The sequence below is a fragment of the Pseudoxanthomonas sangjuensis genome (assembly GCF_010211755.1).
Classification (GTDB): Bacteria; Pseudomonadota; Gammaproteobacteria; order Xanthomonadales; family Xanthomonadaceae; genus Pseudoxanthomonas_A; species Pseudoxanthomonas_A sangjuensis.
This window is the reverse complement of record NZ_PDWR01000019.1, coordinates 58,598-72,403: the sequence shown is the minus strand read 5'-3', so window position 1 is coordinate 72,403 and position 13,806 is coordinate 58,598. Positions and strand designations below refer to the sequence as shown.

The following is a 13,806-nucleotide window of genomic DNA, read 5'->3' as shown; positions in this document are numbered from 1 at the left end:
GGCTGGCTGGCCTGCTCAACCGCACCGCGCTTGAACTCGGTGCTGAACTTCCTTCGCTTCGACATGAACACTCCTCATGGCCTTGATCGGCCTTCTCGTAAGTGTCCGTGAAAACGGGGGTGAACCCAAACGGCCGCCAGCGGAATGCACCAGGCGCACCTGAAGTACAAGGAAGAAGCCACTCGCGTAGCTCGACAACGCTATGAAGAGCGACAAAGAAAACTCGCTTCCGGAGAACTGCGCTGCATCAATCATCAAATGTTCCGGAAACTACCTAATGGCTGGGAGAACATTCCCGGCGATCGCTGCTAATTAGAACCGACCGTTCACCCTTGCCTCCTGTGCGGCGGCAAGGGACTGACCTCCTGCCCCAACTGGCAGGATTTCTTCAGTCGTGGCAAGCGATTTATTTGCAGGCGGCTCTTACGGCATCGTCCAGCGACCGCAGCAGATCGAAGGTCCGGCGTATACCCACGGTCTTTAAAACAGCCTCACGATTCGCTTTGGCGCTCTCGCAAGCCGAGCTGTTGCTATCCACCGGGATCGAAGCGCCCATCGATCTGTAACTTCTTCGCGGCGAGTTGCTTTGCCGAAGTGCCTGACGGTCGGCCTCGATCTTCGCCGCAGCCGAACGCGCATCGTAGGCCCGCTGCGGTTCTGGTTGATAGGCTTGGGCCTTCATCTCGCGGCTGCCCGCCGGGCAAGTCGCATTCTGATACGAAACATGGCCCTTGCCGTCAACGCATTTGCGCAGAATGTTCGCCGGCGCTGCGCGCCCGGGACAAGGCGCATCTTGATACCAAACATTACCATTGCGGTCACGGCATTCACGTGACGATTGTGCTGCTGCAGAAGGCGCCGAGAGTAACGCCGCTACCAGAACTAACCATCGCATATATTCCCCCTACCCGAGGGAATATAGCAGGCACCAATCGCTAGACCAGACCCATCCCCTTCGGATGCGCGTCAGGGAGCGACATGGAACATCGCCTTTGCGATCACGGCAATCAGAAGGACGTGTGCCAGAACGCTGCGGTGGATCAGGTCGGATCGCGAGGCGGTCAGGCGCTTCCGCCTTTGCAGGATCAATGCCGTTGCGACGTGGCCGGCGACGCTTGCGGCCAGCGCGATCTTGACCGTGAGGAGCAGCGCGAAGGAACTCTGCAGCGGATGCGCCAATGCCCCGCGATGGAACCACGCCAGGCCCACCCCGGCCAGATACAACGCCAGGACGATCGGCGGCATGATCCGGCGCGCCCGTCGGCCGAACTCCTTTTCCCACAGCAGCGCGACCGGCCTTGGCAGGCGCTTCTTGACCGCCGGCATGAGCATGACCTCGGCGAACACGACGCCGATGAACGCCGCGGCGCACAACAAATGCGCGATCAGGAGCAGCACATAGGCCATGCCGCAATGGTGGCCCCTGCCCGCTCCCGGCATCTTGACCCGGGTCAAGCGATCGCCACCTTGCCGACGGGACGGCAACTTCAGGTGCGATTGACGAATATCAAGGACGCCGGTCGCTTGGCCCCCTAGTCTGGCCGCATGGCCGACGCGAAAACGCCCCTGCCCCTGGTCTACTCGTGCTCAGGCTGCTCGAGCGCCGCGCAGATGGCCAACCAGCACGCGCTCTGGCTCGACCGCCATGGCATTGCCGAGATGTCCTGTATCGCGGGCGTGGGTGGCGGCGTCGAAGGCCTGGTGCGCACGGCCCGCTCCGGACGCCGCATCATCGCGCTGGACGGCTGCATCCTGCACTGCGTGAAGGCCTGCCTGGGCAATGCGGGGGTCGAACCGGACCTGCATGTGACCCTGTCCGAATTCGGCGTCAAAAAGCGCAAGCATGCCGACTTCGATCCCGAACAGGCCCAATCGGTTTACGAGCAGTCGGTGCTTCCCCGGGTTCGCACCATCACGACCCGATAAGCGGACTCGCGACACGGCCATGCCAGCTCCAGCCAATGCTGCCCTGCAGGTCATCCGGCACGGGATAGATCGCGTCGACGACGCGATGCTGTTGCTGTGGGCGGCACGCAGGCTGCTGGTCGATGCAGGTTCCCGGATCAAACGCGATGCGGGCCTCCCGGGCTACGATGCCGCCCGCGAACGGCAAGTCCACCAGCGTTCCCGCGACCTGGCTTCCCGGTTGCGCATTCCTCCCGAGGCCGCATCGCGACTGACCGCACTGCTGATCGACGATGCGCACCGGCAGCAAGGCATCGCGCGCCGGGTTTCCGACGACCCGGCAACTCCCGAAGCCGCCGCGGACGCGCCGGAATCGCAAGGGCGGCCGGATGGATGCAGGCCCCTCGCCCGTTCCGTTCCGCAACCGACTTCACTGCCCCTCGGCGACCGGGACATGAAGGCGGCCGCCCGCAGCCTGCTTGAACACCCGCCGCGGCACTCCTTGCCTTGGCACTTGCACATGGCCCTGCACCATGGCGGGCAATTGGTTCGCGATGTGCGCAACGCCTATCGTGCGCCCGCATGACGGCAGGCAAGCCGGCAGTCTTGCCCGTGCGCGGCCATTGCCCGCGGGTGCGGGCCGACTAACGCCCCCCGAATTCCGGCATCGATAGCGATGCCTTGCCCGGGCGGCCGTACCAGTATCCGTTGCGCGCCCCCAACGGCGGCGGCGGGACCGGCGATTCGAGCATCCGGCGGAAATGGTCGACCACGCCGGCCATGCCCTCCGTCTGGGGGTAAAGACGCAGGATGCCAACGCCACAGGCGGCCAGCTCGTCCCGTTGCGGTGCCATGTCGATGACTTCCGTTCCCTGCACCTGGATGCCGTTGATCGTCAGGAACGGTTCGTCCTCGCGCGTCTTCAGCGGCAAGCCGTCCGGGTATTCGATGCAGCGGAACCCGCACTCATCCTTCGGAATGTCCAGCGCCCGCGCCGTGAAGCAGCGCGCCGAATAAGCAAGCGGAAGCCTGCCCCACGCCATGACTTCCAGCTCCGGCATGGCGCCGCCGTCGGCTTCCAGCGCGGTGCGCATGCCTTCGAGCAGTTCGCGGCCCTGTTCCACGCCCGGAACCCATCTGCGCAGGCCGTCTTCGACCAGCATCGCAAGGGCCCGGTGGTTGTAGACGTTGAGCGTGGGGCCGCCGACGAAGGGCAACCGCTTTTCGCGGCACAGTTGCACGGCGGACATGTCGTTCGCCTCGACCAGGAAACGGCCGTTCTCCACCTGCCGGGACAACGTCCCCAGTTCGGACTCCGCTTCGATCAGGGCCAGCGTCGACAAGACGACTTCCTTGCCCGCGTCGGCCATTTCGTTGGCGAGCGCCAGCCAGTCCTTGAACCGGAGTTCGCGCCGCTTGCTGCACACCGTTTCGCCGAGGTAGACGATATCCAGCGGCCAGTCCATGGCTTCGCGATAGAAGGCCAGCGTGCGCTCGCGCGGCCAGAAATACTGCAGCGGTCCAAGACTCAGTTTCATCGATTCAATGCCATGCACGGTGATACGGTCCCAAGGTCGTCTGTTGCCCTTCGGCGTGGCCGGAAAGCGCCTGTTGCCACGCCGGTTCCGCCGTCCACGCATCGGGCGCCGACTCGAAGCGGTCCAGCGCCTTGCGCCAGGTCTGGGTGACGGCCTTGACGTAGGCGACGCCGCGCTGCCGGCCTTCGATCTTCAATGCGGCCACGCCCGCGGCCGCGAGCCGTGGCAGCAGTTCCAGCGTATTGAGGCTGGTCGGTTCCTCCAGCGCATGGAAGATCTCGCCGCCGACGGCGTAGCGGCCCTTGCACACGGTCGGATAACCGGCGGGTTCGCTCTGGCCGAAACGGTCGATCAGCAGGCCGTTCAGGCGCACCGTGCGGCTCTGGTCCGGGTGCTCGTCCCATTTGACGAAGGAGGCCGGCGAACAGACGCCGTGCCGGTTCGGCGACACGCCGGTCGCATAACTCGAAAGCTGGCAGCGACCCTCGACCATGATGCACAGGCTGCCGAAGGCGAATACCTCGATCGGCACCGGTGCCGATTCGCAGAGCCGCTCGACCTGCTGCACCGACAATACGCGCGGCACGACCGCGCGCGCGATGCCGAAGCGTTCGTAGGCGTAGCGAAGCGCGGGCGCGGTGGTCGCCGAACCCTGCACCGACAGGTGCCGCGCCATGTTCGGATGGTGCCGTGCGGCGTAATCCAGTACCGCCATCTCGGCGACGATCACCGCATCCGCGCCGAGTTCGGCTGCATGGTCCACCGCGCCTTCCCAGTGCGCCAGGCGCGCGCTGTCGGGATAGGTGTTCAGCGCCAGGTAGACCTTGCGTCCCCTGGCGTGGGCATAGGCGATGCCCTGGCGCATCTCCCCTTCGCTGAAGTTCAGGCCAGGGAAGGCGCGTGCGTTGGTCTGGTCGCGGAAGCCGGCGTACACGGCGTCGGCGCCCGCATCGATCGCGGCCTGCAGCGCCGGCAGGTTGCCGGCTGGACACACCAGTTGCATCTCGTGTTCCCTCATTGGATCGCGCTGCATGCTAAAGAGCGCGACGTGGTCGTTCATTGACGCAGGTCAGGTCCGGGCGAGTTGGCCAGCTTCGTCCACAGCGCGTCCATGCGTCGTTCCACGTCGCGGTCCTGCACGATCGGCTTGCCCCACTCGCGCGAGGTTTCCGCGGGCCACTTGTTGGTGGCGTCCAATCCCAGCTTGGAACCCAGGTTCGGCACCGGCGAAGCGAAGTCCAGGTAATCGATCGGCGTGTTCTCGACCAGCATGCCGTCCCGGGCCGGATCGACGCGGGTGGATACCGCCCAGACCACCTGGCTCCAGTCGCGGACGTCGATGTCGTCGTCGACGACGATCACGAACTTGGTGTAGGTGAACTGGCGCAGGTACGACCACACGCCCATCATCACCCGCCGCGCATGGCCGGGGTATTGCTTGCGGATGCTGACCAGCGCAACGCGATACGAACAGCCTTCCGGCGGCAGGTAGAAATCCACGATCTCCGGGAAAACCTTGCGCAGTATCGGAACGAAGACGTCGTTCAACGCCATCGACAGTACCGACGGTTCGTCGAACGGGGAGCGACCCATGTAGCTGCCGTGGTAGATCGCGTCGCGGCGCATGCGCAGGCGCTCCACCGTCAGCACCGGGAAGGTTCCCTGCGCGTTGTAATAGCCTGTGTGGTCGCCGAACGGACCTTCGAGCGCGGTGTCGCCGGGGCGGATGAATCCCTCGAGCAGGATCTCCGCGCCAGCCGGCGCGTCCAGCCCGGTCAGTTCGCTGCGCCAGGTACGGGTCCGCGCGCCGCGCAACAATCCCGCGAATTCGTATTCGGACAGCGTGTCGGGAACCGGCGCGACCGCGGCGAGCATCGTCGCCGGATCGGCGCCGATCGCCACCAGCACCGGGAATGGCTTGCCGGGAAACGCCTTCTGCCAGGATGCGCAGTCCTGCGCCCCGCCCCGGTGCGGCAGCCAGCGCATGATCACGCGATTGCGTCCGATCGGTTGCTGGCGATAGATCGCCACGTTCTGCCGCGGCTGGTGCATGCCGCGCGTCACCACCAGGCCGAAGGTGATCAGTCGCCCGGCATCGCCGGGCCAGCAGCGCTGGATCGGCAGCGCGGCAAGATCGACATCGCTCCCTTCGAGCACGCATTCGTTGAACGCGGCGTCCGCGGCGCTTCGCGGCGCGACGTGCGCCAGCTGGGCCAGTTCCGGCCAGCTGTGCAGCGCATCGCGCACGCCGGAAGGCCATTTCGGTTCCTTGATCGAAGCCAGCAGTTCGCCCAGTTCGCGCAGCGAGGACAACGGGCGATTGCCCAGCGCCATCTCGATGCGGCGACGGTGGCCGAACAGGTTGCCGAGCAGGCGGAACGCGGAACCGACCGGTTTGCTCATCAGCAGCGCAGGGCCGCCGTCGCGCAGCGCGCGCAGGCTCAGCGCCGTGCTTTCCAGTTCCGGCGATACCGGCGCATCGATCTCGCGCAGCTGGCCACGCGCCGCCAGATGGGCCAAGTATCCGCGAAGATCGTGGAAAGCCATTCCGGAATCCGTTCGTACCGACAAACGCAGGATTCTCGCCAACCGCCATCCACCGGCTCATTGACGCACGTCAAGCGATGCCGGAAATGCGCCCGGGCCGTGGCTGGCCGCAACAACGAGAACGTTGCGGCAGGCATCGCGCCCAATCGGATCCCGGCCGCATTTGACTCAGATCAAAGCGGCCCCGCGGGCGCGTCCCCGAGAATCGATGCGTGGCCGGCCTGCCGCGTGGCGGCGCCCCGCTTCCCTCAGAGCAGTGGACGCCGGGCTACCCGGCAGGCCGGGGCCACACACCGGGAAATGCCGTTTGTCTTTGTTCCAATTCGCCGGCCGGCGGGTCTCTCTACTCCTTGCCACCTGCCGTGTCGGCGAATCTTTCCCCATGAACCCGGGTACCCGAGGGCCGGACGATCCTTCCCGACAACCATTGGGCGCGCAATTGAGCAGACAGATTCCACTCGCGCTTTCCCCGTCCGGACCCGGACCGAAGGCGCCCAATCCCCAATTCGAAATGGACGGCGCCGTCGTCGCGGGGCAGCTCGGGATGGAGACCGATGCCTTCCGCCGCCTGATGGACGCCGGGAGGATATCGACGCTCTGCGAACGGGGAACCGGCGAGGATGCCGGGAAATGGCGGGTCAGCTTCTACCACGAACGCAAACGCGCGCGGTTCGTGCTCGACGGCACCGGACGGATCATCGAAACGGCCAACTGATTTCGCGCACCGACCGACGCATCGCGGTCCATCCACGGCCCGATTGATCTAGGTCAGGGCCGCATTTGCCCGCCTGCCCTAGCCTTGCGGCATGCTCGAGACGCCCCGTAACCGCCATCGTCCGGTCGACGCATCGGCCCATCTCGCCGAAAGGCGGACCCTCGACGCCTGCTTCCTCGGGCCGTACGGGGAAAACGACGTGCTGCTGGAAAAGCTGGTGGTGGAGTTCCTGCGCGACCACGTGCACTGGCGCCGCAACTTCCATCCCGAAGACCCGCCGGCGATCCCGACCTCGGCGGTCCAGGACCGGCACTACCAGGCCTTCGAGGCCAGGATGCGGCGCGAACTCCACCAGCTTTCCGCGGCGCTCAAGCATTCCGTGCCTTTCCACAGCCCGCGGTACATCGGCCACATGGTCTCGGACCTGCTGTTGCCGGGCTTGGCGGCGCAGATACTCGCGTTGCCCTACAACCCCAACAACGTCAGCGAGGACGCCGCCCCGGTCACGGTGCAACTGGAAGTGCTGGCGGGGCTGCAACTGGCGCGGATGCTCGGCTATCCGGACGATCCGCAACGACCGGATTGCGCCTTCGGCCACCTTACTTCCGGCGGGACCGTGGCCAATTACCAGGCCCTTCGCCTGGCGCTGGCGTTGAAGTCCTTTCCGGTCGCATTGCGCGCAGCCGGCATTCCGGACCTCGATTCGCCCGCAGACGACTGGGAGGCTTTCAACCTGCTGCCGGACGATGCCATCGGACTGCTCGAAAGATGGCAGCGGTGGCTGGGCGCGCAACCCGCAGATCGGCAATTGCGATGGCAGGACCGGCTCCAGTCGGAACGCATCGAGGAACTGGGAATATCGGAGTTCTTTTCCCGGCACCCGGCCCTGCGCGTACCGCAGGTGCTGGCGCCGATTACCGCCCACTACTCCTGGAGCAAGGGCCTGAAGATGCTCGGCCTGGGTCGTGGGCAACTGCGGTTGCTGCCGACCAGCGGAATGCGCCTGGATGCCGGGGGCCTGCACGAGGCGCTGGAGGAATGCGCGCGAATCCGGCAACCCGTCCTGATGGCCGTCGCGGTGCTCGGCAGCACGGAATACGGGACGATCGATCCGGTCCATTCGGTGGTCGAAGCGCGCAACCGGTCGGCCCGGCTGGGGCTGGGGTTCAGCGTCCATGTCGATGCGGCGTGGGGCGGCTATCTGACGACGCTGTTCCGCAATCCCGACGGGACGCTGCGCGAACGGGCCGAAGTGCGCCGGGAATACCGGCAGTTCCCCCAACCGGAAATCCATCAGGCGTTCGCCGCGCTTGCCGAAACCGACTCGGTCACCGTCGATCCGCACAAGCTCGGCTACATTCCCTACGGGGCCGGCGCATTCGTCTGTCGCGACCATCGCGCCATGGCGCTGCTGTCGGAACAGGCCGACTACGTCTTCCGCGACGGCCAGCCCCGCGACTACATGTCGCGTTACCGGCAGTTGGGCCAATTCATCCCGGAAGGGTCGAAGCCCGGCGCGGCCGCGGCCGCGGTCTATGTGACCCATCGGGTATTGCCGCTGGATTACACGAATTTCGGCCTGCTGCCGCGCCAGACCATACTCGCCGCGGAATCGTTCCAGGAACGCGCGCGGCAGTTCGCCGTCGACACGGCCGATGCCGTGGCTGCGATGGTCCCCTTCCCGCCGGACAGCAACCTGGTTTGCCTGGCCCTCAATCCGCGCGGCAATCGCGACCTGGCCCAAGCGAACGCCTTCGTCCAGCGCCTCTACGACGAATTGCGCTGCGACCCGCACCAGCCGGTCCAGATCAAGCAGTTCTTCGCATCGATGACGACGCTTCGCCCCTCGCTGATCGGCAAGCGGGAAATGGGCCGGATCCTCGACGAGCTGGGGATCGACCCATCCACCCTGGACGGATCCCGGGGTGGCGATCGCCTGGTCATCCTGCGCCACACCATGATGAATCCGTACCTGATCGACGAGGAAAACGGCATCAGCTACATCGAACTGTATTTCGAGTACCTGTCTGCACGGATCCGGTCGATCCGCCACGATGGCACTGGCCCATGAACGTCCTCCGCGAAAGCTTCGAACTTCCCGACCCCGGCATCCCTTGCGCCTGCTGCGTCAGGGAATCGATGGATGCGGCGGGCATCGCCGTCGAATGCACGGACTGCCGGGACGGTGGCGATCCCCATCCCCATGGCAGCGCTGCCTTCGAGGAGTGAACCGCACCATGTCGCTTCTTCAGATGGACCTGCGCGCACTGGAGGCCCCGGAACCCGCCGAGCGGATCCTGGAGTGTTTGGAAACGTTGCAACCCGGCCAGCGCCTCGTCGCCTTGACCCCCATGTATCCCGTGCATCTTCTCCCGATCGTCGAGGCATGGGGATTCACCTACGAAATCAGCGATTGCGACGATGGCGGCGCCCGCATCGTGATCTCCCGCGCAAGCGAGCGACCGCTACCGGACCCGACAGCCCGCGCATGAGCGGCCTCAACTTCGAACAGGCACCCGCCCCTTCCCATCCCCTGCGTTTTTTGTTGTCCGCGCTGGCCTGGGGAGCGATTGCAGGGATTTGGGTGGCATGGTCCGGCCCGGAAATCCTGGTTTCCCGCTGGGCACCGGCGACGATCGTCCTCGTCCATCTCCTCACCCTTGGCGTGTTGGGCAACGCAATGGTCGGCAGCCTGATCCAGTTCCTGCCGGTGGCGGCAGGCAGCCCGCTGCCGGGATCCCGTTACGCGCCCGTCGTCCACCTTGCGCTGAACTGCGGCATTGCCTGCCTGTTGTCGGCGATTGGATTCCACGCTTCGGTTCTCGCGGGCGTTGCCGTTTTCCTGCTCGCCGGTACGCTGGCCGCGTTTGCAGTGGCCGCCCTGATCGGCCTCTTGCGCGGAAGCGGCCGCACGCCGCCGCGCATGGGAATCGGCATGGCGCTGGCGGCCATTCTGACCAACGTCGTGCTGGGGATCGCCATGCTGGGCATCCGCGTCGGCTGGTGGGGTTCGCCCGCGCATTCGCTCGTCGATCTGCACGCCGCGCTGGGCATCGTTGGCTGGGTCATCGGCCTGATCGGGGCGGTGGGCGGCATCACCCTGCCCATGCTGCAGGGAACCCGCGCCATTCCCCGCCCGGCCGCGATCGTCTGGCTGACCGTGCTCGCGCTGACGTTGCTGACGGCCATCGGCAGTTCGATTGGCCTGTTCCCCGACGGGGCGCGGACGGTACTGGCGCTTCCCGTGGCCCTGCTTTCGGGGGCAGTCCTGTTCCTGCAATGGAAATCCCCCCACCGGCGCAACCCAACGCTGCGTCGGTTCTGGGCCGTCGGCAGCGCTTGCCTGCTGGCCGCCGTTTCCGTCGCCGTGGCGTCCCCGGGACCATGGCCGTTCGACAGGCCGATCCTGGTCGGCGCGCTACTGCTTGGCGCCGGCCTTCCCTTTCTCGTGCTCGGCATGACGCTGGAGATCATGGGCTTCCTGACCTGGATAGAAATGCGACGCCGTGTTCCCCGGGGAACACGCATTCCCGGCGTGGGCAGCCTGCTCCCGGAGCCCGGGAAGAAACGATTGCTCGTCTCGCATTGCCTGGCTGCGACGACGCTGATCGTTTCGGTGGCGTACCCGCCCCTCGCGCGCATCGCCGGCCTGTTCGTTGCGCTGGCTTACGTGGCCACATTCCGCAGCGCATGGAGTGGCTGGCGCGACGGAATCGCATTCGCGGCATCGCATCGGCCGGCATCGACTTGATCTGGATCAATCCTGCGGATCCGCATCCCCCCTAACATCGGCGGGCAAGGCTGGCGACGACAAACCGCGATGACGACGGGCCCGGGCATGCGTCCCGGTTGCGCATGCAGGCACCGCCTCGCCTCATGCGCCGAACCCGCCGATCGACAGCCGTTTTCCCGCGGCCGAATGCAACCCTCGAAGGCATCTCCATGTCGATCCATCCATCCTCCTCCACGGCCGGCCAGTTGCTGTCCTGGGTTCCCCCGCCGAAATACTGGCGAATCGCACTGGCAAGGGTTCCGGTTGCCGCCCAGAAGCGCGTCGTCCGCCAGCTGCTTTCCAATGCCCTGGCTTCCGCATGGATGCGCGAGAACCTCCAGCCCATTGCCGATCGTCGCATCGGCATCGAGGTCCGCGATCTGGACCTGCACTGGGTCTTCGAAATGCACCGCGACGAACTCCGCTTCAGCCGGGAAGAAGCCGAAGCGACGGTCAGCGGCACGGCGACGGACCTGCTCCTGCTTGCCAGCCGCCTCGAAGACGCCGATACCCTGTTCTTCAAGCGCCGGCTGGCGCTGACCGGCGACGTCGAACTCGGACTGCACCTGCGCAATCTGCTCGACCGCCTGCCGTGGGAAACGCTGCCGCTTTCCAGCCGCATCCTCCTGCAACGCGGCGCCGGGTTCGCCGATCGCGCCCGTGCGGCCTATCGCGCACGGAAGGAGCATGCCGCGTGAGCGCCGCCGATTTCCTTCCGCGCTGGTCCGACGACCTGGAAGAGCGATACAGCGACCTGATCGCCCGGGTCGGCGACTCCGTTCCCTGCCTCGAATGGCCGCTGCACCTGCCATGGATCGATGCGATCCAGCAACTGAAGCGCGAACGTGGCGCGGTGATCATGGCGCACAGCTACCAGTCGCCGGAGATCTTCCACGGCGTCGCCGACGTCACCGGCGATTCGCTGGCGTTGGCGCAGGCGGCGGCGCGGACCGACGCCGAATTGATCGTCATCTGCGGCGTCCACTTCATGGCCGAAACCGCCAAGATCCTGGCGCCGGACCGCACGGTACTGATCCCCGACCTCGAGGCCGGCTGTTCGCTCGCAAGTTCCATCACCGCCGAGGACGTCAGGGCCCTGCGCGCGCAGCATCCGGGCGCCCCGGTGGTCACCTACGTCAACACCAGCGCCGCGGTGAAGGCCGAGTCCGATGCCTGCTGCACCTCGGCCAACGCCGTGCAGGTGGTCGAAGCCATGGGTGCGGACAAGGTGATTTTCCTGCCCGACAAGTTCCTGGGCAGCCACGTCGCCTCGTGCACCGATGTCGAACTGGTGCTGTGGAACGGCCGTTGCGAAGTCCACGAACGGTTCACCGGGCAACAGGTCCGGCACACGCGCGAACGCTTCGAGGCGCGCGTCGTCGCGCATCCGGAATGCCCGCCGGACGTGCTGCAGGAGGCGGACTTCGTTGGTTCCACCACGGCAATGGGCGCCTGGCTGCAGAAGGAGCAACCGCACCGGGTGGCGCTGATCACCGAATGCTCGATGGCCGACAACCTGCGCGCAAGGTTTCCGGAAATCGAGTTCGTGAAGCCCTGCAACCTCTGCCCGCACATGAAGCGGATCACGCTGCCGAACATCCACGCCTGCCTTCGGGAACTCCGCCATCCCGTCGAGGTCCCGGCCGCAACCGCCGCCCGCGCCCGGATCGCGCTGCAACGAATGCTCGAAGTCGGCCGGCAGGACCGGGCATGACCGCCAACACGGGGCCCCTGGTAATCGTGGGAGGCGGCGTTGCCGGACTGGCGACGGCGCTGTCGGCGGCGCCCAGGCCGGTTCTGCTGGTCGGAAATTCGATGGCCGGCAGCGGCGGATGCACTTCGCTGGCACAGGGCGGCATCGCGGTGGCGCTGGCCCCGGGAGATTCCGCGCTTTCGCACGCCGAGGACACGATGGCAGCCGGTGCCGGCCACAACGATCCGGAAGCCGTCGATTACCTGGTCGCCCACGCCGGCCCCGCCCTGCGCTGGCTCGAATCGCAGGGCGTGAACTTCGATCTCGACCGCAACGGCCTGCAACTGGGCCGCGAGGGCGGGCACTCCCACAACCGTATCGTTCATGCGGGCGGGGATGCCAGCGGGCTGGCGCTCCTGTTGGCGCTTGCGCGCGCCGCCCAGGGTTCGCCGCACATCGCCTGGCGGCCGCCGGCCACGCTCGACGCGGTCCTGGTTCGCGGCGGCCGCGTCGCGGCCGTCCGATTCACCGACACGGAGACCGGGCGGCCCCATGAAACCGAGTGCGCCGATTTGGTGCTCGCGACAGGCGGCTGCGGCGCGCTGTTCTCGGCAACCACGAACCCCCCGACGGCCGACGGCAACGGACTGGGATTGGCCCTTGCCCTCGGCGTCCCGCTCAGGGATGCCGAGTTCGTCCAGTTCCATCCGACCGCGCTGGACATAAAGACCGACGGTCCGCTTCCATTGATCACCGAAGCGCTTCGTGGCGCCGGTGCGCGCCTGGTCGACGATGCGGGTTGCCCGATCATGGATGCCAGGCATCCGATGGGCGACCTGGCCCCGCGGGACCAGGTGGCGCGATGCGTCTGGGAACATCGCCAGCGCGGCGGGAACGTATGGCTGGACGCGACGGAATTGAGCCGCGACTGGATATGGCGTTTCCCGACGGTCCATGCCATCGCCCGCAGGCACGGCATCGATCCGCGCCGGGAACGCATGCCGGTCACGCCAGCGGCCCATTTCCACATGGGCGGCATCGCGGTCGATCTCGACGGCCGAACCGGCGTGCCGGGTCTCCATGCGGTTGGCGAAGTCGCCTGCACCGGCGTCCATGGTGCAAACAGGCTCGCAAGCAATTCGCTGCTCGAAGGCGTCGTGTTCGGAAGGCGCCTTGGCCGGCATCTGGCCGACTCCGACCGAGGCCTGCCCAGGTCCGGTGCCGAACGGTGGATCGATCGCGGGGCATCGGCGGATCAGTGCAATCTTCGCGGCCTGCGCGAACTCGCCTGGGAATGCCTGGGCCCGGTGCGGAACGGAGACCGAATGGCCGAAGCGGTCGACGGAATCCGAACGGACAGCCAGGTCCGCGACACCTGGCAGGGAAAAGTCGTCGTCCACCTGCTTCAGGCTGCGATCCATCGCCGCCAAAGCCTCGGAACGCATTTCCGGGACGATCGGCCCCGCCCTGTCCGGACGCGCGCAGCCGGTTGACGCATCGCGCCGGCAAAAAATGCGGCGGGAAAATAGCGGGCAGATCGTCGGCAATCCGGGGAAACGACGGGCGGTTGCGGGCAGTCCTGGAATTTCCCGGATGGATCGTGGATGGGGAGAGCCCCGGCGATACGTCCCGCCGC

Annotated in this window: 15 protein-coding genes; 10 read left to right on the top strand and 5 right to left on the bottom strand. The window is 66.4% G+C overall.

The window, feature by feature from the left end; all coding sequences use genetic code 11:
• Positions 1-406: 406 nt before the first annotated feature.
• Together CSC71_RS11010 and CSC71_RS11005 are read right to left on the bottom strand one after the other, a co-directional pair.
• Entirely contained in the window at positions 407-895 is a 489-nt protein-coding gene (locus CSC71_RS11010; protein ID WP_162374422.1) for a DUF4124 domain-containing protein, read from the bottom strand.
• 71 nt (positions 896-966) lie between these two features.
• Positions 967-1,407 carry a CopD family copper resistance protein gene (locus tag CSC71_RS11005; protein ID WP_162374421.1) on the bottom strand — a complete coding sequence of 147 codons (441 nt, stop codon included), beginning with the start codon at positions 1,405-1,407 and terminating at the stop codon, positions 967-969.
• Positions 1,408-1,545: 138 nt separating this feature from the next.
• Between CSC71_RS11005 and CSC71_RS11000 the strand changes: the two genes are divergently transcribed.
• Together CSC71_RS11000 and CSC71_RS10995 are read left to right on the top strand one after the other, a co-directional pair.
• Positions 1,546-1,926: a putative zinc-binding protein gene (locus tag CSC71_RS11000; protein ID WP_162374420.1), complete on the top strand. Its 381-nt coding sequence runs from the start codon at positions 1,546-1,548 to the stop codon at positions 1,924-1,926.
• A 19-nt stretch (positions 1,927-1,945) separates the two neighbouring features.
• On the top strand, positions 1,946-2,491 hold the full coding sequence (locus CSC71_RS10995; RefSeq protein WP_162374419.1) for a chorismate mutase: 546 nt from the start codon (positions 1,946-1,948) through the stop codon (positions 2,489-2,491).
• Positions 2,492-2,549: 58 nt separating this feature from the next.
• Here CSC71_RS10995 and CSC71_RS10990 read toward each other — a convergent pair whose 3' ends face one another.
• From CSC71_RS10990 to CSC71_RS10980, 3 genes are read right to left on the bottom strand one after another with little or no spacing between them, the layout of a single operon-like run.
• Positions 2,550-3,461 carry a U32 family peptidase gene (locus CSC71_RS10990; protein WP_246192166.1) on the bottom strand — a complete coding sequence of 304 codons (912 nt, stop codon included), beginning with the start codon at positions 3,459-3,461 and terminating at the stop codon, positions 2,550-2,552.
• Positions 3,448-4,461 carry a ubiquinone anaerobic biosynthesis protein UbiU gene (gene ubiU, locus CSC71_RS10985; protein WP_343037689.1) on the bottom strand — a complete coding sequence of 338 codons (1,014 nt, stop codon included), beginning with the start codon at positions 4,459-4,461 and terminating at the stop codon, positions 3,448-3,450. The genes CSC71_RS10990 and ubiU overlap by 14 nt, the downstream gene beginning before the upstream one ends.
• Before the next feature lie 38 nt (positions 4,462-4,499).
• A complete protein-coding gene (locus tag CSC71_RS10980; RefSeq protein WP_246192164.1) occupies positions 4,500-5,963 on the bottom strand; it encodes a UbiD family decarboxylase in 1,464 nt (487 codons plus the stop codon).
• Between the two features lie 538 nt (positions 5,964-6,501).
• On the opposite strand from CSC71_RS10980, the gene CSC71_RS10975 reads away from it, so the two are divergent.
• The 8 genes from CSC71_RS10975 (at position 6,502) to CSC71_RS10940 (ending at position 13,663) form a co-directional block, all read left to right on the top strand.
• Positions 6,502-6,705: a DUF6522 family protein gene (locus CSC71_RS10975; protein WP_162374417.1), complete on the top strand. Its 204-nt coding sequence runs from the start codon at positions 6,502-6,504 to the stop codon at positions 6,703-6,705.
• 91 nt (positions 6,706-6,796) lie between these two features.
• A complete protein-coding gene (locus tag CSC71_RS10970; RefSeq protein WP_162374416.1) occupies positions 6,797-8,776 on the top strand; it encodes a pyridoxal phosphate-dependent decarboxylase family protein in 1,980 nt (659 codons plus the stop codon).
• A complete protein-coding gene (locus CSC71_RS10965) occupies positions 8,773-8,934 on the top strand; it encodes a hypothetical protein (protein ID WP_162374415.1) in 162 nt (53 codons plus the stop codon). Before CSC71_RS10970 ends, CSC71_RS10965 begins: the two co-directional genes overlap by 4 nt.
• Positions 8,931-9,197, top strand: coding sequence for a DUF2249 domain-containing protein (locus tag CSC71_RS10960; RefSeq protein WP_162374414.1), 267 nt, complete (start codon positions 8,931-8,933; stop codon positions 9,195-9,197). The genes CSC71_RS10965 and CSC71_RS10960 overlap by 4 nt, the downstream gene beginning before the upstream one ends.
• A complete protein-coding gene (locus CSC71_RS10955) occupies positions 9,194-10,456 on the top strand; it encodes a hypothetical protein (protein ID WP_162374413.1) in 1,263 nt (420 codons plus the stop codon). The genes CSC71_RS10960 and CSC71_RS10955 overlap by 4 nt, the downstream gene beginning before the upstream one ends.
• Before the next feature lie 191 nt (positions 10,457-10,647).
• Positions 10,648-11,175 carry a ubiquinone anaerobic biosynthesis accessory factor UbiT gene (gene ubiT / locus CSC71_RS10950; protein ID WP_162374412.1) on the top strand — a complete coding sequence of 176 codons (528 nt, stop codon included), beginning with the start codon at positions 10,648-10,650 and terminating at the stop codon, positions 11,173-11,175.
• Positions 11,172-12,191, top strand: coding sequence for a quinolinate synthase NadA (gene nadA / locus CSC71_RS10945; RefSeq protein WP_162374411.1), 1,020 nt, complete (start codon positions 11,172-11,174; stop codon positions 12,189-12,191). Before ubiT ends, nadA begins: the two co-directional genes overlap by 4 nt.
• Positions 12,188-13,663: an L-aspartate oxidase gene (locus CSC71_RS10940; protein WP_162374410.1), complete on the top strand. Its 1,476-nt coding sequence runs from the start codon at positions 12,188-12,190 to the stop codon at positions 13,661-13,663. Before nadA ends, CSC71_RS10940 begins: the two co-directional genes overlap by 4 nt.
• Positions 13,664-13,806 lie beyond the last annotated feature (143 nt).

Bases quoted from the DNA above. Each gene is read 5' to 3' on its own strand.
- CSC71_RS11010 (WP_162374422.1), bottom strand. From the start codon at position 895: ATGCGATGGTTAGTTCTGGTAGCGGCGTTACTCTCGGCGCCTTCTGCA.
- CSC71_RS11005 (WP_162374421.1), bottom strand. From the start codon at position 1,407: ATGGCCTATGTGCTGCTCCTGATCGCGCATTTGTTGTGCGCCGCGGCG.
- CSC71_RS11000 (WP_162374420.1), top strand. From the start codon at position 1,546: ATGGCCGACGCGAAAACGCCCCTGCCCCTGGTCTACTCGTGCTCAGGC.
- CSC71_RS10995 (WP_162374419.1), top strand. From the start codon at position 1,946: ATGCCAGCTCCAGCCAATGCTGCCCTGCAGGTCATCCGGCACGGGATA.
- ubiU (WP_343037689.1), bottom strand. From the start codon at position 4,461: ATGAGGGAACACGAGATGCAACTGGTGTGTCCAGCCGGCAACCTGCCG.
- CSC71_RS10975 (WP_162374417.1), top strand. From the start codon at position 6,502: ATGGACGGCGCCGTCGTCGCGGGGCAGCTCGGGATGGAGACCGATGCC.
- CSC71_RS10970 (WP_162374416.1), top strand. From the start codon at position 6,797: ATGCTCGAGACGCCCCGTAACCGCCATCGTCCGGTCGACGCATCGGCC.
- CSC71_RS10965 (WP_162374415.1), top strand. From the start codon at position 8,773: ATGAACGTCCTCCGCGAAAGCTTCGAACTTCCCGACCCCGGCATCCCT.
- CSC71_RS10955 (WP_162374413.1), top strand. From the start codon at position 9,194: ATGAGCGGCCTCAACTTCGAACAGGCACCCGCCCCTTCCCATCCCCTG.
- ubiT (WP_162374412.1), top strand. From the start codon at position 10,648: ATGTCGATCCATCCATCCTCCTCCACGGCCGGCCAGTTGCTGTCCTGG.
- CSC71_RS10940 (WP_162374410.1), top strand. From the start codon at position 12,188: ATGACCGCCAACACGGGGCCCCTGGTAATCGTGGGAGGCGGCGTTGCC.